This is a genomic window from Legionella micdadei, from assembly GCF_000953635.1.
In the GTDB taxonomy this organism is placed as follows: Bacteria; Pseudomonadota; Gammaproteobacteria; order Legionellales; family Legionellaceae; genus Tatlockia; species Tatlockia micdadei.
The window spans coordinates 2,686,410-2,707,070 of record NZ_LN614830.1 but is presented as its reverse complement, the minus strand read 5'-3'; the positions used below and the strand labels follow the sequence as shown (position 1 = coordinate 2,707,070).

The window sequence follows — 20,661 nt, the reverse complement described above, 5'->3', positions numbered from 1 at the left end:
CAAGTAATTTCATTTGGTTACAATGGATTCAATGAAATCAAAATATAGGGGCAAGAAATGACAGAACTAGAAATTAAAAGACTTATCGGCCAAATCTCAGATGAAACAATACTAACACTTGGGATTAAATTTTTAATCAGTGAGAGCAATGAGGAAAGTAGAAGTTTATGTGGAGATTTTCTAGCTATTGAAGAAAATTTAAGCGATGAGGATCTTGATGAAATAAGAAATTTACTCAAGGAACGTATCCAGCAGATTGGTTCTACTGAAGAAGGCAGGCTGGAAGTTTTAAAACATGCGCTATCCATGATGGATATAGAAGAAAAAATGAGAAAAATGCAAGAGGCTCTAAGTAACTCTTTTAAAAAAGAAGAGTTCGATAGAATGGTTAAAGCCTTAGAAGCTGATCCAGATAGTTTGGTATGGGATGAACAAGAAGAAGTTGGTTCGGAAAGCCGGGAATCGGCAAATGCTAATTCAAAAGAGAAAATATTGTTTGAAATTATCAATACGCCCGATGAAGATCTGCTCGAGTATGGCGATATTTTTTTGGCAAATTTAAATGATGAAGATACCACAGATGAAGACGCCAAAGATTTCTGCCGAGAGCTGAAGGCAAAATTGCCTGCTGAGGATATTGATGAGATCAGAAAGTCACTGGAAAATTGTATTAGCCAGGCTAAGCTAAGGCTTGCTGAAAGACAAAATACGATCAAAAAGACTCAAGAAGGAGCGGAAGATGCAACAGGTAAAGCGGCTGAGGAGCCAACTAAACGCAATAAAGCACCCATATCAGAGAAGGAGAGTTTGAGCCCACCCATTGCAGAACTGCAGCATTCGTTAATGGCTACCAAAGATGCAGGACAGCGTTTGGCACAAGAGAAGAAGATTCTGACTGAACCTCTGGAAGAGGAGGAAGATTATAATCCAGCGCTAATTGCGCACAGAAAAGCAATTACCGCTTTAAAAGCAAGAATTGCAATGATAAAAGATGATGAATTATTAGAAATAATTCAACAGGTTAAAAACAATGATCAGTTAGTGGAAGTAGGTATTAATGCTGGGCTGATAAGCGGCTTATTTGCAGAGGATTATTTATTGATTGTTGAGGCTGCAAAAGAAAGGCAACAAAATTTGCTTAAACAGAGGGAGGAGCAAAGGGCTAGATTTTTAAATTGCGATGAATATCAACAAGCTTTAGCTGAAGATGGGCGCGAATTAGACAAAGCCAAAAAGCATTTAGATGCGGTTACGCAGCTTGACGATAGCGTACGGAAGGAATTGAGTGCCCTAAGTAAATTATCTCCCATTCATTGGTTTAACCCTGGTTTCCAAACTATCGCTAAAAAACATGCGACGGAAATGGAAAACTACTATGAACGATTAGCGAGGAACTGCAATGTACTTGTTAAATATCTTCGAATTTTGCGTATTGAACTAAACCATCAATTAGCTTCGTTACCCAGCGATTTAAGTGAGATCTCAAATCTGTCTCACAAAAAAGCAATTCAACAGCGATCTAACTATCTTGAGAAAGAGATAAAGAAAGTGCAAACTGAATTGGATTTGCACGAGCCTTTGCAAAAGAAATTTTTTGGGGATTGTAAGGCAACCAATATTCTCTTACGCCAAGGCATACTGAAAACCCTAAAGCAAGCAAAATCCGGACAATTTAATGTTAAGTTTTTAACTTTCGCCAGTAACTTTGTGGATATTGATAGAAGTGAAAAAGAACAATTTTTTGGTAATTATTCCCCTGAGAAAATCGAGAAAGCCACTTCTTTGACAGAAAAATCTTATGGAGCAAGTACTTATAAAACGGTTCCTGCTTTAAAAGAGGGCAAGGCTCGGTTGCATACTATTAACCCCCATAAAAAAACAGTTGGTTGCTTTATTGAAGAGCAAGCTATAAGTTATGAGCCGGGGATTCATGGGGAAGGTGGGCTTGCAGAGCAAGTACCCGAAGTGAAATTTACGGTAAATAAATTTCCGCAGGGTCCTGATCCTGACGATCCAGAGCTTGTTACCGGCCGAGTAGAATTTGCTATTGCTATGGCGAGTGAATTTTTATCTCGTTTCGATAAAGCGCCTTCAAAAGGGAATCCGATTATCATTGAGGGAGACGATCCTATAGAGCAGCAATATATCTGGACTGCACTGATGATACTGGGCCGAGAAGTTCCCGATATGAAGTTTGACCAGGAGGCAATCATTTTCTTAGATCCGACTGTCCAATTTAGACCTGAAAAAGAATTAATGAAAACGTTGGGTTTTACCGGGTTTAAGTATGAGTTTGCTAAAGATTCCTGCTATGCAACTCGATTTATGAAACAGCCTGCACTTAAAGACTATCTCCTGGCAATTAAAGAGGCAAGCACGAATAAGTTTGGTCATCAAGAAGGTAGAAAATACACTAAAGCTATTTTAGAAAAAGCAAGTTGCTTCTTTTTCAAACCCCAGCCTAAAGAAATTGTTGAGGGGATCAAAATGGAAATTGAGGGAAAAATAGCTCCTCCAACAGCTTAGGATTTGAGTGACAAATGTTATTCCTAAGCGGCTATCCGAACCAGGTTGTGAGTAATAGATCAACCCTTTAATAAACGATCGTATTTGGCGCATCTTGCGAGAAAACATCTCCAAAAATTACTCAAATTGGCAGCTTTGCTGCTTTTGTTATGTCTTCTTGCAACCTGTACTCAAAACTGGCTGTTTTGTGCCAAATCCAACATTAGGGAGCTTGATCTTTTGCAGCCCTGAGCAATAGGCCTATGATGAAGTAGATGAGTTATTCTTCCCTAGGAGAGCGGCTCATAAGATTGACTACTGCTTGTTGGGGAGTAATTTTTCCCAATAAAAGCGCATTGACCTGTGAACATATTGGCATTTCAACATCATATTGATTTGCTAAGTAGCAGATTTGTGAGGCGTTATGTTTTCCTTCTACGACTTGTCCTATTTGCTGTTCAGCTTCTACAATACGGATTCCTTTTCCTAAAAATAGCCCGAACCGTCGATTTCGTGATTGATCGTCGGTGCATGTCAGCACCAAATCACCAAGGCCAGCTAGCCCCATGAACGTTTCATCTCGTGCTCCCATTTTTATTCCCAAACGCTTCATTTCGGCCAAGCCTCGAGTAATCAGCGCTGCTTTGGCATTAGCACCGTAACCTAATCCATCACTGATACCACAAGCGATAGCAAGGACATTCTTTACTGCTCCACACAATTGCACACCAATAACATCATTACTCAAATAAACTCGCAAGTTATTATGATGCAGTAATGCCCTGATCGTGTTTTGGTAAATAGCATTATTAGAGGCTAATGTGAGTGCGGTTGGTAAAGAGTGGGCAACTTCACGTGCGAAAGAGGGACCAGAGATCACAGCAATTGGGAAGTCGTCCCCCCAACGTTCATAAACGAGATTACTCAGTAATTTATGACTAACAGGATCGACCCCTTTGGTTAACCAAGCCAGACCTTGTCTGGGTTGGTTTAGTTGAGACAATAATTCAGCAAAAGCATGAGACGGGACAGCAATTATTATTTCTGAAGCGTGATCTAAGCAATAGTGCAGATCCATTGTAGGAACTAGTAGATCAGGAAAGTGGCAAGAAGGCAAGTAGCGCTGGTTACAGCGCTGTTTAATCATATCTTGCACATGCTGCGGAGTATGTCCCCACAGCATGACTTGATTACCATTTTTCGCCACATGAATAGCAACAGCGGTGCCCCAGGAGCCGGCACCAAGGATGGCAACCGTACCTTTTTTCATGGTTTAGTGCGTAGTCTCTTCAGCCTCTTTTTGCTTAGCCTTCTTTTTATCTTCGAGCTGTTGCACGTACAACGCATCAAAGTTAATAGGCGCCAATACTAATTGTGGGAAACTGCCATGAATAACTTGTGATGTAATTGTTTCTCGCGCATAAGGGTAAAGAATGCTTGGGCAGAAGCTGCCTAGTAAATGATCGAGCTGGTCAACTGGAGCGCCTTCGATGGTGAAAATACCTGCTTGCTTAACTTCAGCTAAGAACGCGATGTTATTTTGATTTTTCACTGTAGCAGTGACGGTTAGGACGACTTCATACACGCCTTTTTCTAATTCAACGTTTTGTGTGTTTAAATCCAGAGTGAGTTCAGGATCCCACTTTTGCTGAAAAATTGCAGGGGTGCCTGGTGCTTCAAAAGAAGAATCCTTTACATAGATGCGCTGAATCATGAATTGCGCTTCCTGTTGGTTATTTGCTTGTTCTGACATGTTTGTTCCTATTTTCGTAAAAGTTCATCTAACCGCCCCTGATCGTCCAGGGCATACATATCATCACAGCCGCCAATATGCTGACTGTTTATGAATATTTGTGGTACAGTTGTCCTGCCGCTTTTAGCAATCATTTCATCACGCTTGCTGGGATCTTCGTCAATGCGGATGTCAGTGTATGTCACCCCTTTTTTTTCCAGCAATTCCCTGGCTAGACGACAATACGGACAATAAGCGGTACTGTACATAATCACTGTTGCCATAATTTTATTTCCCTTTAACTAGTGGTAATTCAGCAGTTTGCCACGCGGTGATGCCTCCTGATAAAACCATTAGTTTTGAAAAGCCTTGTGCTTGTAATTTAGCTGCCAATTGTGCAGATTGCAAACCGCGTGCGCAAACAAGAATAATGGGTTTAGTTTTGTATTTATCCATACGTTGCTGGGTAAAATCATCAGGTGTCGCCCGCACTGCATCAATGATATGACCTTTGCGAAAAAGTTCTGCCTCGCGCAAATCCACAACCACAGCATTTTCGTGATTGATCAAATTGACAGCGGTTTGCGGAGAGATTTCCTTCGCTTTTTTTCTTTGAGTTAACAGTTCATTAATAAAAATGAGTGCTAAAACAATAGCTAAAGCGAGCCAAAGTCCCCAGTGATTAGTAATAAATTGGCCTAAATGTCCCATACCCTACCTAGCATTAAACTGCAAAAAACGAATTATCCTTAGAATGGTGTTTCAACGCAAGTTTATCAATCCCAAGCACCTAATATTTTTTAAGGGAGAAGGCAGGGTTAATCTTAGGGAAGTAGGGTATCACTCACGGCGCTTTAATTCATACAAGGTTTAATTGATAATTTTTCCGGTAAAGCAACGTTGTTGCCACAGGCTTTGTTTAAATCACTTTGTCCTAGACCATAAGCGTTACTTAAATCAGCATTAGAGAAATTAGTCTGCTGAAAAATCGCTTGATTAAACCAGGAATTTTTTAAAATAGCCCCAGTAAAGTTAGCTTTGGTGAGATTTGTTTTATCAAACTGAGCAAAAGATAGATTGGCACTGCTTAATTGAGCTGAAACCAAGTTGGCTTCTTTAAATTTTACGAATTGCAAATTAGCACTGTTTAAATTCACATCAGCTAGATTGGCTTTAGAGAAATCGGCATTTTCTAGGTTTGCATTAACTAAATTTGCCCCTCGCAAATCAGCACCTGAAAAATTGATGTTACGCAAATCCCGTCCTTCCAAATTGGCCTTTTGCAAATTTACCCCAACTAAATACCCAGGGTTACTAAAAGTGTTTTGAGAATTAATTATCGCCTTGTTATTTAATAATCGGGAGAGTTGAGCTTTTGATGAAATTTTACCAATATCGACAAGTGGTAATGCGAGAACCAAATAAGTTATTGCAATAACTAAGGCAATAACGGTATTGGCATGTCTTATCATTGATAACCAAGGTTTTGTGCTGAAAAACACAGCGAGGCTATAACAGAGGTGATAAGTAAAAAGGAAGAGAAGTAATAACAGCAGTAAAAATACTTCCGGTTTGAACCCATAATTTTTCATATCCGAGAGAGGAAACCGCAAAATATAAAAAGAATAAAGTGTAATAATAATCAACGAAGCATAAATTAAGATTGAAAACCAACGTGCGTAAGGTGCTTGAGTAAAGCCAGCCTGAAAAATCCCATTAAACAATAAAATGTTGGCTATGCTTAAACCAACGATGACAGGCCAAAAGTCAGCAAAAATTTTATGTGCAAAGGGAATGACGAGTAAAAAACTTAAGCTAATAACGACGAAAATGGGGTATAGGAAGCGGCAAAACGCCAATAAAATATTTCTTAGCTTTGTAAGAATATCCTCATAACGGTATAAGATGGTCATTGCGATACCAAAGAAAAACGAAGGCATGATATAGATGAAGGGTTTGCTGAACACCCAATTACTGATTAAAAAAATACCCAACAACTCAAAAAGCTTTGCTGCCAAGATAAACAATGCCCACGTTAAATAGACTAAAAGTTGGCCTAAAAACACTTTTAAAATAATTTGCCAAAACTCACTAAACAAAGTGAGATACGGAAAGTGAAAACGCCCTTCTTCCATAAGGACACAATAAAATACAAATAAGATAAAGGCACTTAGTGCGCACTGAAAGGCTAGAAGAGAAGGCAGGTAGCTACTAGAGGCATGCATCAAGTTGATAAGATGATAAACAGCATAACCGTAAATAAGCCCCATTGAAATAAGGATTCCTATGCCTAGGGCAACCATTTTTTTATTGGGTAGCTTAATTTGTAGTCCCCATAAGGGAAAATTCAGCGCGATAAGGGCAAACAGGGTACCTGCTTCCGAAAGATGGGCTTGTGTAAAGAGTAGATAAACAATCAATCCTTGAGTGAATCCGAGTATAGGCCTTATATACGTCATAATACGCATCCTTTTCTTGCTGGACTTGATGATAAAGGCTCAGTCTCGAATAGTTTGAACAATTAAGTCTGCTCTATTCCACTCTGCCTCATCTTGCCCAAGTTTCACGTGCCATGGCTTGCAAACGTCTAATCCGTTCTTCGGTAGGTGGATGAGTAGAAAACAGTTGTGTTAATTTTGCTGCACTCAAAGGATTCACGATAAACATGTGTGCAGTATTAGGGTGCTCATCAGCGGCTTGGAATTGACCTTGGCCATTCGCTTCTTCCAGTTTTGCTAACGCACTGGCTAACCACAACGGATTCCCGCATAATTTGGCCCCACTTGCATCCGCATCAAATTCGCAAGAACGCGATACTGCCATTTGAATCAAACCTGCTGCTAAGGGTGCAAGTACGGTCATGGCTATAGCGGCGATTGGATTGACCCGGTCGTCTTCCGAAGAGCGAGCAATCGAGCTCCACATGAAAATGTTTGCCAAAGAACCAATAGCCCCAGAGATTGTAGCCGCTACAGCACTGATTAATGTGTCACGATGGATAACATGGGAGAGTTCATGCGCAAGTACTCCTGCTAGTTCTTCCTTATTCATGCGGCTTAAAATCCCTGTGGTTACAGCAACACTCGCGTGTTCCGGATTACGGCCTGTGGCAAAAGCATTAGGCACAGGAGTATCAACATAGTAGACTTTGGGCATGGGTATTTGTGCTTTTTTAGCTAATTCAGAGACTATAGTGTATACAGGGTGTGTTTCATCTAAAGGTTGTGCTTGATAGGCCCGTAACACAATCTGATCCGAATACCAGTAGGCACTAAAATTCATAATGACGGCCAAAGCGAGTGCGATGACTAAGCCTGTATGTCCGCCTAACAAGTTACCAACAACAAGGAGCAAAGCAGTGAGCGCCGCTAAAAGGATAAACGTTTTCGCTTTATTTTCCATTACATGCTCTTGTAATTTTAGAACTTTTATTTATAAAAGTAGCTAGAACCCAGGGTAATTTCAAGATGGTAAATGACCTTCCATGTATTTTACCAGATGCCCTTTAAAACCCTCGCTAAAATAAACTGAGCTTTGGCTCGACCTTCTTATTATTTGATCTTTCATTACACGATTAAACAGGGTGAAATCGTTTTGTCTATTATGTTCCTTCGAGGCAATAGCTCAGCCCCTATTAGGGAAGCGGCCCTCTTTGACATCTTTCTACGAGAAAACATGCACTCAAATTGACCGTTTTTGTTAAATCCAACAGGGGAGACTCAGATTACTTCTCAAGCTCATGTAAGACCTCTGAAAGCGGGTGTCCCACAGCGGCTGAAGGTAATTTGACCGCTAGCACAGCAGCTAAAGTAGGAGCTATATCGGTAGTGCTCACGCTATGATTTATACGTTGGGCTTTAAATGCAGGGTTGGCAAACAATAGCGGGACATAGCTGTCGTATTGCCAGGGAGTGCCATGAGAACCCCTCTGTTCGTTTTTATCGGCTGAGGCTTGGTAAGGTGGAGGAACCAAATAAAGATCTCCTGAACGTTTTGGAAAAGCCATTTTATCGACTTTCGCACTAAGCCAATCGCGCTCTACGTTGACTAAAGGCAAGGGATAAACTTGGAATATATCTTGCTGCTGCCGCAGAACATCTGCAAGATAATGACTTACCTCGCTGATTGAGAGCTGATGTTCGTTAATGATTTGGTGATTGAGGTAAATATAGGGTAATGAGACTGCTTGTAAACTATTCGGAGGTAATTGATAGCGTTTCGCTAAAGTTTCTTCGATTTTCTTTTGTAATTGCGTAATTTCTAAGGAATGATTTTCATTAACATGATGGGCCGCAAGATAAGTGAGTGAATCACTTACACCATGATCGGCGGTGAGTACTATAAGCGTATTTTGTAGCCCAACCTGTTGCTCGAGGGCAGCAAACAATTTAGCCAGGGTTTTATCTAGACGAAGTAAATTATCTTCTGACTCCAGGCTATTCGGGCCAAACTGATGTCCAATTGCATCAACAGCAGAAAAACTAATTGCCAGATAATCAGTTTTGCCATTTGACTTACCTAAGTTTTCCTTAGTTAAGAGAGTGATAGCAAAATCGGCTGTAAGCTCATCAGCAAGGGGGCTCATTGATAAAAATTTATAATATTCCGACGAGTCGGGAGCGCCTAAATGATGCGGAAACTCTTGGCCGAAACCGGGAAATCGATTTATAAAGCGAGGTGCTTTGGCAAAATGGTAGTGGTTAGCTTGTTGGCTTAAATTCCAGGTCTCATCTTTGGGCTTGTAATGGTTATTCCATTCGATGACCCATTGTGGGTAGGCTGAGTAGTAATGTTGGCTTGTAACAAACCCGCCATTTTCTTTATCAAACCAAAATGCTTTGCCAGCATGGCCTGCTAACGTAATTGCAGAACGATCTTTTAATGAAACAGCAAACGCCCGGCCCGTTTGCGCTAGGACAAGCTCATCGCTTAATGTAGAAGCGGCCAAGTTACGTGGAGAACGTCCCTCTAACGTTTTTTGTGTACGTGAGGTAGGTAGAATAGTGCTTTTCTCATCGGCTACGCAATAACGGTTCCGACCTGTCTTTCTATCGTACCACTCATTATCGACTATACCATGCAACGCTGGGTATGAACCTGTTGCGATGGTAGCATGGCCGGCGCAAGTGACAGTATTCGCATGGGGGTGGTGAGCATTGTGGTAGTCAAGCCCATGGCCGAGTAAATAATTAAAACCATTTGCTCCAAATTCATGATGGTATTTTTCGATTAAATCACCCCGTAATTGATCGACAACCAGCTGCACTACAAGTTTGGGTGGTTTGGGATTAGCAAGCAGCACAGAGGAAAAAGTTAATAGAACCAACAATAACCCTTTTTTCATCATGATCTCGCAGCAATAAATAATGGACGCCATCCTAAATGAGTTTTGATTAGGGGTAAATAGCTCAAATAAAAAAACTCGTTGCGACCAAAACAAAGTCAGTTTGATTTTATTCGATGTTTTTAAGTTAGACAAAAAATGTTTTTTTTAATCCGATCATAAGGTTGTAAATTGGATAATTCGTTTAAAGAAAACTCATGACGAATGAATTTAATTAGTTTACACTGATGGCGGTGAAGTGATTTACCACCTATTTCATGGAGTCTAAGGAGAGAAATAATGAGAGGTAGATTTGAATTTGCAGTAAGATCATACGATGAGATACTAAATGGCAGTAAGCCGAAGGAAGGTAGTCATCAAATCATAGGGTTCTTTTATAATGCTGATCTTTTAAGATTGGAGCATGGAAAAGTCCTTACGGATGAACTTCTGCCTGAGCCCCGTAAACATCAAGTTTTGTTCGTTAAAAAAGTAGCTGAGATTTTATCCAAGGAAGAGCCTCAACGAGAAGAAGAAGATAAAAGTTACATTCTAACAAGCATCATTACTCTGATCGGGGCTGAAATTACTGAAACCTATGGTGAAAGCATTTTAGATCCGAAGCATGTTGAAGGGACCAGTTATACGTGCCAAGGAGGGGCCTTAGGCAGTGGAAGTGATTTTTTCCGTCGCTCACTAATCAATATTGGTAGAGTAAAAGGCAATGACATGGATTCTCATGATATGGAATTTTTCATGAACCTTGCCAAAGTTTTTATTGAATCTCAAGTTTACGACAATGGAAAATCCACAGGCAAATTTAAGCTAGAAGATCCTTTTTCTTCTATTGAAGGACTGGATGTTGCTTATTACTTAACTTTATGTAACAACGTTATTCACGAAGCTGCGAACATAACGGTTGAGCAAAATGTAAAGCAAAAAGCAATTGATAAGAAGAAAAAGCAAGAAGAAGATGAAGAAGCCTTACGCAAAGAGCATCTAGCGCAATTAGAAAGAACGAAGGCTAAGGCACCGCAGGGCGCGCCAACTGATGAGCAGAAATCATATTTGGGCAGCATATTTGGTTTTCTAAGCTCTAAAAAGCCTGAACCCCAAGCTACACAACCTACACTCCCTCCTTCAGTGCCTGAGGATGGAAAGCAAACCGATACTCAAAAAGAAGACACGAGTAGTTTAAGTTATACTTAACACTATACTCAAAAAGAAGACACGAGTAGTTTAAGTTATACTTAACACTATACTCAAAAAGAAGACACGAGTAGTTTAAGTTATACTTAACACTAACCAAGAAGGTTGGGATTGACCCAACCTTCTATTGTACTGGTAGATTGTTGTAATAGCACAGGCTTTCCATGTTTTCTCGCAAGATGTACCAAAAAAGGCTGGGGCTGAGCCATTATGATTAGTCTAAGTTTATTTTTCGATAGGATATCCCGACGCTGCCCACTGCACTATCCCTCCATCAATTGAATAAACTTCGTTATATCCCATAGTTAACAAGCAATTTGCGGCATAAAGCGAACGGACACCTCCCTTGCAGTGTAAATAAATTGGCGTATTTCGCTCGGGAACTGCCGTTTCGATGCATCCAGGTAATTCGTCTTTGGGGATATGTAAGGCACCGGGAATGCGTAGGGTTTGCCACTCATCTAATTCTCTCACGTCAATTAAGCACAAATCAGGGTTCGCATCACGCCGCTTCTTTAATTCATGCACATCAATTGTGCTAATTTTAGGATCTCTCATAATGATTCTCTCTAATCATTGGTCTAGTCAGGGTAGAATGGTGGATAAACCAGTAAACTGCTGCTGTCACTACACCGCCAATCAAGGTGGCGAAAGCCCAGGTGGCAGCTGAGACTAAAGCGGGCCGTTGACCTATTTGGTAAAGATTTCCGGCATCCCGCGCCACAGCACCTGCGAAAAGGACGTGTAAAATAGCATTAATCAATATCAATAAATAGTGAAAAGTCTGAATCTGGGGCTCATATTGTTGAATAATGTCGGTCAGCATGTCCTATGCTCTCTGTATTTCGTTTCGGTTGCCGCCATGATAACAGAAAAAGGACATAAAGCATCCTGCTGACGAGCTTCGCGAGAAGCGAAATCACAGGAACACACAGCGAATTTGCAACAAGTTTTGGTTTATTCAACCCTTAACCTGAGTTAACATCGCTTGATAAGCTTATTAGGGGGAGAGAATATGCATCATGAAAATTTTCCTGTGCCTCATTTAACCACAGCCCATTGCGGCCCATTGCACCATGTAGAGAAAATAATTTTAAAACAAACTGTTACAATTGAATCTTGGTTTCGGCAAAAATGGCAAGAAACGCCTCCCCCCATTACCTCCTCAGTGGATTTGCGCCATGCTGGATTTAAATTAGCTCCGGTTGATACTAATTTATTTCCTGCTGGCTTTAACAATCTGAATCGTGATTTTTTGCCATTATGTATTCAGGCGGCTCAATCTGTAATGGTTGATTACTTGCCAAGATGCAAAAATATTTTGCTCATCCCGGAGAGTCATACGCGCAATAAGTATTATTTGCTTAGTTTAGGGGTTTTACGCGATATTTTTATGAAAGCAGGATTTGTTGTGCGTATTGGCAGTTTAAATCCCGAAGTAACGACAGCAACAGAAATCACTACCGATGAGGGGCAGACCCTACTCATGGAGCCACTACAGCGCTTTAAAGATAAAGTCGGATTGCAAGATTTTGAGCCTTGCATGATTTTGCTAAATAATGATTTGTCATCAGGTATCCCTGAGATTTTACAGAATTTAAATCAGCCCATCAGACCCACACCAAAGTTAGGTTGGGCGTCAAGGCTTAAATCGAATCATTTCCATTTTTTTGACGAAGTTGCTTCTGAATTTGCCAAATTAGTTGATATGGATCCTTGGTTAATTAATCCTTATTTCACTGCAGTGGAGGGTGTGGATTTTATGGCGCAAGAAGGGGTTGATAATTTAGCCTACCAAGTCGATCAATTACTTGAGATGATAAGGGATAAATACGCTACTTATGGTATCTCAGACAGACCTTTTGTGGTGGTTAAGGCAGATAATGGCACTTATGGCATGAGCGTGATCATGGTGCACGATGGAGAAGAAATACGCCAGCTCAATCGTAAACAACGAACGCGCATGGCTGCCAGTAAAGGGGGGCGCAAAGTCGATAGGGTGATGGTTCAAGAAGGTGTATACACCTATGAAACAATGCCTAATGGCGCGGTTGCTGAGCCTGTTGTTTATATGATAGGACAATTTGTTGTCGGAGGGTTTTATCGTGTGCACCAGGGGCGAGGTACAGATGAAAATCTCAATGCCCCAGGCATGCATTTTGAACCGCTTGCTTTTGCCCAAGCTTGCAATATGCCGCGCAATGATTTGGCCGTCATCGAATGCCCAAATCGATTTTATGCTTACGGCGTAATTGCACGCTTGGCAGCGCTTGCAGCAGCAAAAGAAATTGCCGCGATTGGAGGCGAATGATGAGACTTGCTGTCTTAATGGATCCTATTCATAAAATAAAGGCTTATAAGGATTCCACCGTTGCCATGATTAAGAGTGCGCAAACACTTGGGTGGGATTGTGTTTATTTTACACAAGAAGAATTGTATTGTCGGGATGGGTTCGCTTATGCGCGAGTCTCCTCAATTCGAGTCAGGGATGAAAAATTGAGCAGTTGGGCTGAGATAGGGCGAGTGGGGGAGCAACCATTAAGTGAGTTTGATATTATTTTAATGCGCAAAGATCCTCCGTTTAACATGGAATACATCTACGCCACTTATGCCCTCCAACTTGCCGAACGTGATGGAGTACTCGTAGCGAATAAACCAAGCAGCTTGCGTGATGCTAACGAAAAATTTTTTACGCTCAATTTTCCTCAATGTTGCCCACAGACTTTGGTGAGTCGGGACATGAGCCGTCTGCGCAGTTTCTGGCAAGAACATCAAAATGTGATTTTTAAGCCATTGGAGGGAATGGGCGGAAATTCAGTTTTTCATGTGGATAAAAAAGCAGAAAATTTATCAGTCATTTTGGAGGTACTCACTCAAGGCCAAACGGTTAGCATTATGGCGCAGCAATACATTCCTGAAATTACTACTTCGGGGGATAAACGCATTTTATTGATCAATGGAGAGCCAGTGCCTTATGCTCTGGCTCGTATCCCCGCTAAGGGTGAGTTGCGCGGGAATCTTGCTGCAGGAGCACGTGGAGAAGTGGTGCCACTCACTGACAGGGATAGATGGATTTGCCAGCAAATTGCTCCTACGCTCAGAATGATGGGGCTTTATTTCGTTGGAATCGATGTCATCGGAAATTATTTAACAGAAATTAATGTGACTAGCCCGACGTGTATTCGCGAAATCGCAGACGAAACCAATTTGGATATTGCGGGTGATTATCTACGTTGCCTGGCAGATTTAGTTTCGGCGTAAAACGTTGGCTCTTGGCTATACTAGTAAGAAAACCAGGATACTCCATGAGCCTAGAGAGCTATCGACAAAAAAGGGATTTTAAAAAAACGCCAGAGCCCAAAGGGCATGTGCATAAAACCAAACATTTTCTTTTTGTTGTTCAAAAACATGCTGCAACCCACCTTCATTATGATTTTCGTTTAGAGCTTAAAGGCGTCCTTAAAAGTTGGGCTGTACCTAAAGGGCCTTGTCTTGACCCTAAGGTAAAGCGGCTCGCAATCCATGTTGAAGATCATCCTATTGAATATGGCACTTTTGAAGGGATTATTCCTAAAGAGGAGTATGGAGGAGGAACAGTAATGCTTTGGGATCAAGGGCATTGGGTTCCGCTGGATGATGATCCGGAAGAGGCCTATCACCAAGGCCATCTTCGTTTTGAACTCAACGGTAAAAAAATACAAGGGCGTTGGGATCTAATTCGTTTTAAACAAAATCAATGGTTCCTCATTAAATATGATGATGAATTTGCCAAGTCCTTCTCAGAGTATGATGTTACGAAAGAAGAACCCCGAAGTGTTCTAAATGATCAATCAATAGAGGAGATTAGCCGCAATTACCAGGGTGTTTGGAGTAAAAATAAAGCCAACCCGAGGGCTGATTTTATTGATCCTGAATTAAAAGCAAGTTTACAGACTAGCCCTTTTCTTAAAACAATTTCTGCACAATTGGCCACTTTGGTTGACAAACCACCTAAAGGGGATAATTGGCTTCATGAGATTAAATTTGATGGTTACCGCATGGTTGCATTTAAAAAAGGAGACAAGATTCGATTTGTTTCCCGCAATCAAAAGGATTGGACAACGGAGTTTCACCAGCTCATTCCTGATTTGCAAAAATTGCCAGTAGAAAATGGTATTTTTGATGGCGAAATTGTCGCTTTAGACGAAAGGAGCCGCTCTAATTTTCAATTATTGCAAAACTCAATAAAATCAGAAAAACAATCTTCTCTTTTTTATTATATTTTTGATCTGTTATACCTTGAACAATATGATCTTCGTTCATTACCCCTTATCGAGCGAAAAAAAATATTAACCACAATACTCGAAGAAGCCCCATTGTCCATTAAATACAGTGATCATGTTGTTGGTCAAGGCGAAGCCATGTTTAAACACTCATGCGATTTTGCTCTGGAAGGGATTGTGTCTAAGCGGGCCGATAGTCGATACCTAGGGAAGCGTAGTAAATCTTGGCTTAAGATTAAATGTTCTAAGCGACAGGAATTTGTGGTTGGCGGATTTACAAAACCAAAGGGTTCTCGAAAACATTTTGGTTCGCTTTATTTAGGTGTTTTTAATGAAGATAAGGAGTTAGTGTTTATTGGGAATGTCGGGACAGGATTTACTGATAAATCACTAGAAGAAATTTACAATGAACTCAAACCGCTTGAAATTAAAAAAAACCCTTTCAATGAATTCCCGCCTGAAGCGAAAACAGCAACTTGGGTAAAACCGAAATTGATTGTTGAAGTAGAGTTTTCAGAATGGACCGACGAAGGAAGACTAAGGCATCCTAGCTTTAAAGGACTTCGCACGGATAAGAAAGCGCAAGAGGTTATTAAAGAAAAAGAACGCTCGTTGGAATCAATCGAATCAGAGCCACCTGCTATGATGGGTAATCCTCAGAAATTGTCCAGTCCCGAAAAAATTCTTTATAAGGAAGATAAAATTAGCAAACAAGATCTTTATGATTATTACGATAAAATTAGTGATTATATTCTGCCGTACATCCTTAATCGGCCTTTAACTTTAGTACGTTGTCCTAATAACTATAAAGAATGTTTTTATCAAAAACACCTTAATAAAGGATTGACAAAATTACATGAAGTTCCTGTTAAAAATAAAAAAGGTGAAGTCGAACAATACTTATACTTGGATAACAAAGAAGGATTGCTAAATTTAGTGCAAATGGGCGTTTTAGAGATTCACCCTTGGGGAAGCACGATTAACCATCTTGAGCATCCTGATATTTTGATTTTTGATTTAGATCCCGCTCCTGATGTGGAATGGAAAATGGTAGTTGAGGCAGCTTTTGATATTAGAGAGCAGTTACAGCAGTATGAATTAACCTCTTTTGTTAAAACAACAGGTGGAAAAGGGCTTCATATCGTTATACCCGTTAAAGCAGAATATGACTGGGATGAAGTAAAGAACTTTACCCGTGTTTTTGTTGAATTTTTAGAAAAAAGAAATCCTGAAAAATACATCAGTAAAATGACAAAAGCTAAGCGGAAGGGAAAAATTTTTATTGATTATCTGCGCAATCAGCGTGACGCCACAGCAATCGCACCTTATTCAACTCGTGCCAGAATTCATGCCCCCATCGCTACGCCCATTCGGTGGGATGAACTTAGTGAACAATATGAAGACACATTTTATACGATCCGTACTGTATTAAAGCGTTTACAAGCGTTAAAAACCGATCCGTGGAGAGGGTTTTGGACTCTATCCCAATCTTTAAGATTGAATGAATTGTGAAAGCCATGCTTTAAAAGGAATAGATGATTTATTTCCCTAGTACATCAAAATACACCGTGCCCAATATCAGGAGATTTCTCGGACGTTTGGAAGGACGAGTTATTTTTTATTGGGCCACGCTGGCTGGTCTGTAAACTCTGTTCTTGTATTTATGAAAAAGAGTAATTAAGATCACCCTGCAATCGGCTTTTTATGCCAGTGTGTTCAAAAAATAATAAATAAGGTTGTGATTATGAAAAAATTACTTTCCATTTCAGCGATTACCTTAATCTTAAGCGGTTGCGCCGCGATTCCTACTGATCCACAGGCTACCCGTGTCATTGTTTCTCCTAACCCTGTACCCAAAGGATGCAAATATGTAGGCCAAGTTGTTGGCAATCAAGGTAATTTCTTTACAGGTGGATTTACTTCCAATCGCAATCTGGAAGAAGGTGCAATGAATGATCTCAGGAATAAGGCAGCCAAGTTAGGTGCAAACTATGTTCAGTTAGTGACAAATCGCGCTGGAGTTACTGGTTCAACGAGCGGTTCTTTTGATCGTCATGGTGGTTTTGTGAGTGGTGGTTCCCAGCAGACCAACGTCACCAATTTAGGAAATGCTTACGTTTGCTCGCCTAAGATGATTGGTTTAGAGTAGCGATAATCGTCGTGATAGTCAGGTAGGCCCGAATGGAGGGCTATCTGACTGTGGAAAAATCACGCTTTTTCAATTTGTACATCCAATGCATTGAGCACCCGTGGAACCATTGCGTAAAAACTGGCTGTCATGACTAATTCAATCATCTCAGCTTCCGTAAAATACTGTGCTGCTTCGGCATGGGTCGCATCATTAACCTGGCCGTGCACGACCGCCTCAGTCAATCCTAGCGCTGCTTTTTCTTTTGCACTAAACGCATCAGACGATGTCCACATGGGTAATTCGGCAATTTGATGTTCGTCAACACCCACAGCATGAGCCATTTTTCTATGCTGATACCATTCATAAGTTGAGTTTTGCAGTTGTGCTGTCCTTAGAATCATCAACTCCCGGAGCTTACGTGGTGTCTTAGCAGAAAGGCGCAGGCTATACGCAAATTCTAACCAAGCATCCAGCATATCGGGCTGATTTGCCAAAATTCGATAAAGATTAATCGGTTTTCCTCCAAGCTCGTTGATTCGTTCAGCAGTTTTGGCATTAATTTCGGCAAAAGAGTAGCGATTCATTATTTTTCTCTAATGATGATTAATCACAGTACTATACTCCAGCTACTTCAAAATTCTAGGCCATAGCCAGCCATTTTTCTCTGAACGTAATCCAACTAATAAAGCGGTTGATAAGTAGAAAATTTTTGATTAAAATGGCCACATTTTAATTAATGTAGCAAAGTAGTATGTTCTTTTTTACCCGAATTTATTTTCCTCGGTTCTCTTCAACAGAATTAGAAAAGAAAATTCAAGCCAAGTTGTTAGAGCGCTCAATTTTGGAAGGGGAAAGGCATAAATACATAGCTCTGTTAAAGTTAAAAGCACATGCTTCGAAAATCGCATCCAGTTGTCATGAATTAAGGGTGCTCTCAGATTCTCTAAATATTAGTTCTCTGTATCGGAGTATCCAAAATGCAATGGCGGACGCAGTTTCTAATCCTCATTTCGACCCTGCCAGGCACAGGAATCTGATTCGCAATAGGCTTGAGCTAGTAAAAAGCGATCTTGTACAAGAGACGGGTAGAAAACTATTGTCTGGCTTAAATTTATTCACTAATTCCCTATTATTTCTCGCTAGTGCTTCTGGAATCGTTATTTTCGGGGCTGCTATCGCTCCGGCCCACTCGGTATAGCCCTTCTAGGAGTGGCTATGACAATTCTATCCGGCTTAATGTTGGCAATAACAGCATATAGCCTTTATGTGGATGGCCGTAATCTATTTGATGTCCAGTTAAAAGAAATTGAGGAAGGGATCAACTTTTTGGATAATTATCCTGCCCTTGTGCAACAATCCAATCCTGGTGCAGAGCCTCTCCCTCCTGAACATGATCAAAGTCAAAGATTGGCCTACCAATAAAGCTTTGCCGACATAATACAGATATTTAGTCATTTCCCCAGCTAGGTGATTATGCAAATATCTCTTGCATGATTGCTTATTGCCTCTACAGTCTCAATGCCTTTGATAAAAGCCTACGTACACACCTAAGTAAAAGGCATGAGCTTAATTCACCACGAGAAAGCAATCCCCCCTAGTTGCTGTGTGATTGCGGTTTCAGCCTACAAAAATAAACTCCTCTGCGGAATGTGGGTTTCAGAAATGGACAAGGTCTTAGAGGGCAACTAAACTTACTTTGTGCGTTGCAGCATAAGGAGCGATAAAATTTAACTGCATTTTATTTAAGGATATTAAAATGAATACTAAACAGGATAAAACAAAGCATTCACCAAATCGACATGAAGCACACCGTGGTGAGATTGCAGAGCAAGCAGATCACGTTTACCACGAGGCAAAAAAATTGGGTACGCAAATTTATGATGAAGGAAGGCATCGATTTGATGAGTTGCAAGAAAATGTCAAAGGCCATACCGATAAAATTGTACAAAAGGTGCATTCGAGTCCTCTGTCATCCTTACTGATGGCTGCTGGCATTGGTTTTATTTTAGCGCGCTTGTTGCGAAGATAATTTGCAAAGAAGGCTTCGCGTCTCCATTCCACGGCTTGTTTCCAGGACAAGCCGTCGGGAAGCGAGAGAATTGTCCCAATTCCTAATGCATCGAATGAAATTCTTCCCATTCGAAATCGACATAGTTTTCGATTAATTTTTTGATTTCTTTTTTAGCACCGCTTTCAGTCAGGGATTCTGTATGAAATTTTTGTGCAATTCCAGAGGCATCCTTCCCTTGCTTAACCACTTTTCCGTCTGCCTTATATAAATTATCTTTGGATACATTGATTTTATAGGAGATGATAAATCCCCTATAACTATATTCTGGCATGATTCTTATCTCTCCTAATTTTGTAACTCATTATAAGAATAGTGCATTGATCTGATTAAATCTAAAAATGGCCTCATAAAATGCGCTAATTTTTTGCTTATATATTGATTTAATTGGCATTGTATTGTCAAAATAGATCAATAGTTGATTATAAACAGGGACGAATGATGAACACACAAGAATATGTGGATGCTTTGAGGGACGGAAATTATTTCAAAGCTCTCGAATTAACCCATTATATTAGTCAAAAGTATGCCCAAATAAAGGAGCCTATTGGGGCAGATGAACTTCTCCAGTTAGGTGGATATGAATTAAGCCTTACTGATATCAATGAAAATGATATTTCGGCTATTAATTTTTTATATAACTACATCCAATACCATAATCAACTTGCCAATGGTGAATTAGGTTATACACTTATTACCTATCTTTCGTTAATAAGCATTGTTTTATCGATCAAAAGAGACAGGGATTTCCGCACGACAGTGGATTCGGTGTCTATTGCCAATCTGATACAGTTTCAGGGGTTCCTGTCAGATAACTCAGATTTTTCTAAACTTGTGGAAAGAAATATGGGCGAATCTGAGTGGATGGACAGGATGCTAGTGCCTTTAAATGAGGATGGGCTCTTAAAACAGATAGCCGCAATGGCTGATCCCGTTTTTGCCAATTTTTACAAAAGCGTTCAGCAAATGCAAGAAAAGCTCAAGGTGGATAAAATTTACTTCTCCTGTCCTTTGGTGCATGGTGTAGCACAGGCAAAATCACTCAAAGAAACCGTCAAAACATTTAGGCTTCGGTTACTTGAGAAGTTGAGACTAGAAGGGATTGAAGTTGATAACCATGGAGAGCTAATTCCTTCTCAAGAGCCTACTCCAAGACAGTTAAAAATAATTAAAAGATATAACGCTGTTCATGTGTTGTACCAAGAACTTCAGGATAAAATTGCTTTGGGAAGTACTGACAGAGAGATGATTCTAGGGATAGTTGAAATTTGTACCCACAACCAAGCGGGTTGGTTTGAGCGACATTTTTCCCAAAAATTCACTGACGTTTTAAGTGGAGGATTAAAACCGCTTTGTCGAACTTTTTTTTCAAAAGAAGCCCAATACAGACGTGAAATGGATGAGATAGCTCAAATACGGCCTGGATAGTAT

General features: G+C 40.4%; 20 protein-coding genes. 9 read left to right on the top strand and 11 right to left on the bottom strand.

All coding sequences use genetic code 11. The annotated features are described in order from the left end of the window. The first annotated feature begins 57 nt into the window (after window positions 1–57). Window positions 58–2,526, top strand: a complete 2,469-nt coding sequence (locus LMI_RS12025; RefSeq protein ID WP_045100018.1) for a coiled-coil domain-containing protein — start codon at window positions 58–60, stop codon at window positions 2,524–2,526. Window positions 2,527–2,785: 259 nt separating this feature from the next. Here LMI_RS12025 and LMI_RS12020 read toward each other — a convergent pair whose 3' ends face one another. The 7 genes from LMI_RS12020 to LMI_RS11990 form a co-directional block, all read right to left on the bottom strand. Further along, window positions 2,786–3,775, bottom strand: a complete 990-nt coding sequence (locus tag LMI_RS12020; protein ID WP_045100017.1) for an NAD(P)H-dependent glycerol-3-phosphate dehydrogenase — start codon at window positions 3,773–3,775, stop codon at window positions 2,786–2,788. Between the two features lie 3 nt (window positions 3,776–3,778). Continuing rightward, window positions 3,779–4,258, bottom strand: coding sequence for a protein-export chaperone SecB (gene secB, locus LMI_RS12015; RefSeq protein ID WP_045100016.1), 480 nt, complete (start codon window positions 4,256–4,258; stop codon window positions 3,779–3,781). 8 nt (window positions 4,259–4,266) lie between these two features. Continuing rightward, a complete protein-coding gene (gene grxC, locus LMI_RS12010; RefSeq protein ID WP_045100015.1) occupies window positions 4,267–4,521 on the bottom strand; it encodes a glutaredoxin 3 in 255 nt (84 codons plus the stop codon). 4 nt (window positions 4,522–4,525) lie between these two features. Further along, window positions 4,526–4,948 (bottom strand): rhodanese-like domain-containing protein, encoded by a 423-nt coding sequence (locus LMI_RS12005; protein ID WP_045100014.1) that lies wholly within the window; start codon window positions 4,946–4,948, stop codon window positions 4,526–4,528. A gap of 143 nt (window positions 4,949–5,091) precedes the next feature. Next, the gene (locus LMI_RS14955; protein ID WP_052679563.1) at window positions 5,092–6,696 is read right to left on the bottom strand and encodes a pentapeptide repeat-containing protein; all 1,605 of its coding nucleotides are present in this window, start codon (window positions 6,694–6,696) and stop codon (window positions 5,092–5,094) included. A gap of 88 nt (window positions 6,697–6,784) precedes the next feature. Beyond that, a complete protein-coding gene (gene htpX, locus LMI_RS11995; protein WP_045100013.1) occupies window positions 6,785–7,639 on the bottom strand; it encodes a zinc metalloprotease HtpX in 855 nt (284 codons plus the stop codon). A gap of 322 nt (window positions 7,640–7,961) precedes the next feature. After that, window positions 7,962–9,584 (bottom strand): alkaline phosphatase family protein, encoded by a 1,623-nt coding sequence (locus tag LMI_RS11990; protein ID WP_416419525.1) that lies wholly within the window; start codon window positions 9,582–9,584, stop codon window positions 7,962–7,964. Window positions 9,585–9,860: 276 nt separating this feature from the next. Here LMI_RS11990 and LMI_RS11985 point away from each other — a divergent pair, with 276 nt between their 5' ends. Continuing rightward, on the top strand, window positions 9,861–10,769 hold the full coding sequence (locus LMI_RS11985) for a hypothetical protein (RefSeq protein WP_045100012.1): 909 nt from the start codon (window positions 9,861–9,863) through the stop codon (window positions 10,767–10,769). Window positions 10,770–10,994: 225 nt separating this feature from the next. On the opposite strand, the gene LMI_RS11980 is transcribed toward LMI_RS11985, so the two are convergent. Both LMI_RS11980 and LMI_RS11975 read right to left on the bottom strand, forming a co-directional pair. Then, a complete protein-coding gene (locus LMI_RS11980; RefSeq protein ID WP_045100011.1) occupies window positions 10,995–11,327 on the bottom strand; it encodes a rhodanese-like domain-containing protein in 333 nt (110 codons plus the stop codon). Next, a complete protein-coding gene (locus tag LMI_RS11975) occupies window positions 11,314–11,595 on the bottom strand; it encodes a hypothetical protein (RefSeq protein ID WP_045100010.1) in 282 nt (93 codons plus the stop codon). Before LMI_RS11975 ends, LMI_RS11980 begins: the two co-directional genes overlap by 14 nt. A 189-nt stretch (window positions 11,596–11,784) precedes the next feature. Here LMI_RS11975 and gshA point away from each other — a divergent pair, with 189 nt between their 5' ends. The 4 genes from gshA (at window position 11,785) to LMI_RS11955 (ending at window position 17,180) form a co-directional block, all read left to right on the top strand. Then, window positions 11,785–13,080, top strand: coding sequence for a glutamate--cysteine ligase (gshA, locus tag LMI_RS11970; protein ID WP_045100009.1), 1,296 nt, complete (start codon window positions 11,785–11,787; stop codon window positions 13,078–13,080). After that, window positions 13,080–14,030 (top strand): glutathione synthase, encoded by a 951-nt coding sequence (gene gshB, locus LMI_RS11965; protein WP_045100008.1) that lies wholly within the window; start codon window positions 13,080–13,082, stop codon window positions 14,028–14,030. Before gshA ends, gshB begins: the two co-directional genes overlap by 1 nt. 44 nt (window positions 14,031–14,074) lie before the next feature. Continuing rightward, window positions 14,075–16,543 (top strand): DNA ligase D, encoded by a 2,469-nt coding sequence (gene ligD / locus LMI_RS11960; protein WP_045100007.1) that lies wholly within the window; start codon window positions 14,075–14,077, stop codon window positions 16,541–16,543. A gap of 232 nt (window positions 16,544–16,775) precedes the next feature. Next, window positions 16,776–17,180, top strand: coding sequence for a DUF4156 domain-containing protein (locus LMI_RS11955; protein ID WP_045100006.1), 405 nt, complete (start codon window positions 16,776–16,778; stop codon window positions 17,178–17,180). Between the two features lie 59 nt (window positions 17,181–17,239). On the opposite strand, the gene LMI_RS11950 is transcribed toward LMI_RS11955, so the two are convergent. Next, on the bottom strand, window positions 17,240–17,746 hold the full coding sequence (locus LMI_RS11950; protein WP_052679562.1) for a carboxymuconolactone decarboxylase family protein: 507 nt from the start codon (window positions 17,744–17,746) through the stop codon (window positions 17,240–17,242). Between the two features lie 631 nt (window positions 17,747–18,377). On the opposite strand from LMI_RS11950, the gene LMI_RS14950 reads away from it, so the two are divergent. Next, the gene (locus LMI_RS14950; protein WP_052679560.1) at window positions 18,378–18,584 is read left to right on the top strand and encodes a hypothetical protein; all 207 of its coding nucleotides are present in this window, start codon (window positions 18,378–18,380) and stop codon (window positions 18,582–18,584) included. A 334-nt stretch (window positions 18,585–18,918) separates the two neighbouring features. Beyond that, the gene (locus LMI_RS11940; RefSeq protein WP_052679559.1) at window positions 18,919–19,191 is read left to right on the top strand and encodes a hypothetical protein; all 273 of its coding nucleotides are present in this window, start codon (window positions 18,919–18,921) and stop codon (window positions 19,189–19,191) included. Window positions 19,192–19,273: 82 nt separating this feature from the next. On the opposite strand, the gene LMI_RS11935 is transcribed toward LMI_RS11940, so the two are convergent. Continuing rightward, complete coding sequence (locus LMI_RS11935; RefSeq protein WP_045100005.1) at window positions 19,274–19,504, bottom strand: hypothetical protein; 231 nt, start codon at window positions 19,502–19,504, stop codon at window positions 19,274–19,276. 164 nt (window positions 19,505–19,668) lie between these two features. On the opposite strand from LMI_RS11935, the gene LMI_RS11930 reads away from it, so the two are divergent. Next, the gene (locus tag LMI_RS11930; RefSeq protein WP_143000993.1) at window positions 19,669–20,658 is read left to right on the top strand and encodes a hypothetical protein; all 990 of its coding nucleotides are present in this window, start codon (window positions 19,669–19,671) and stop codon (window positions 20,656–20,658) included. Window positions 20,659–20,661 lie beyond the last annotated feature (3 nt).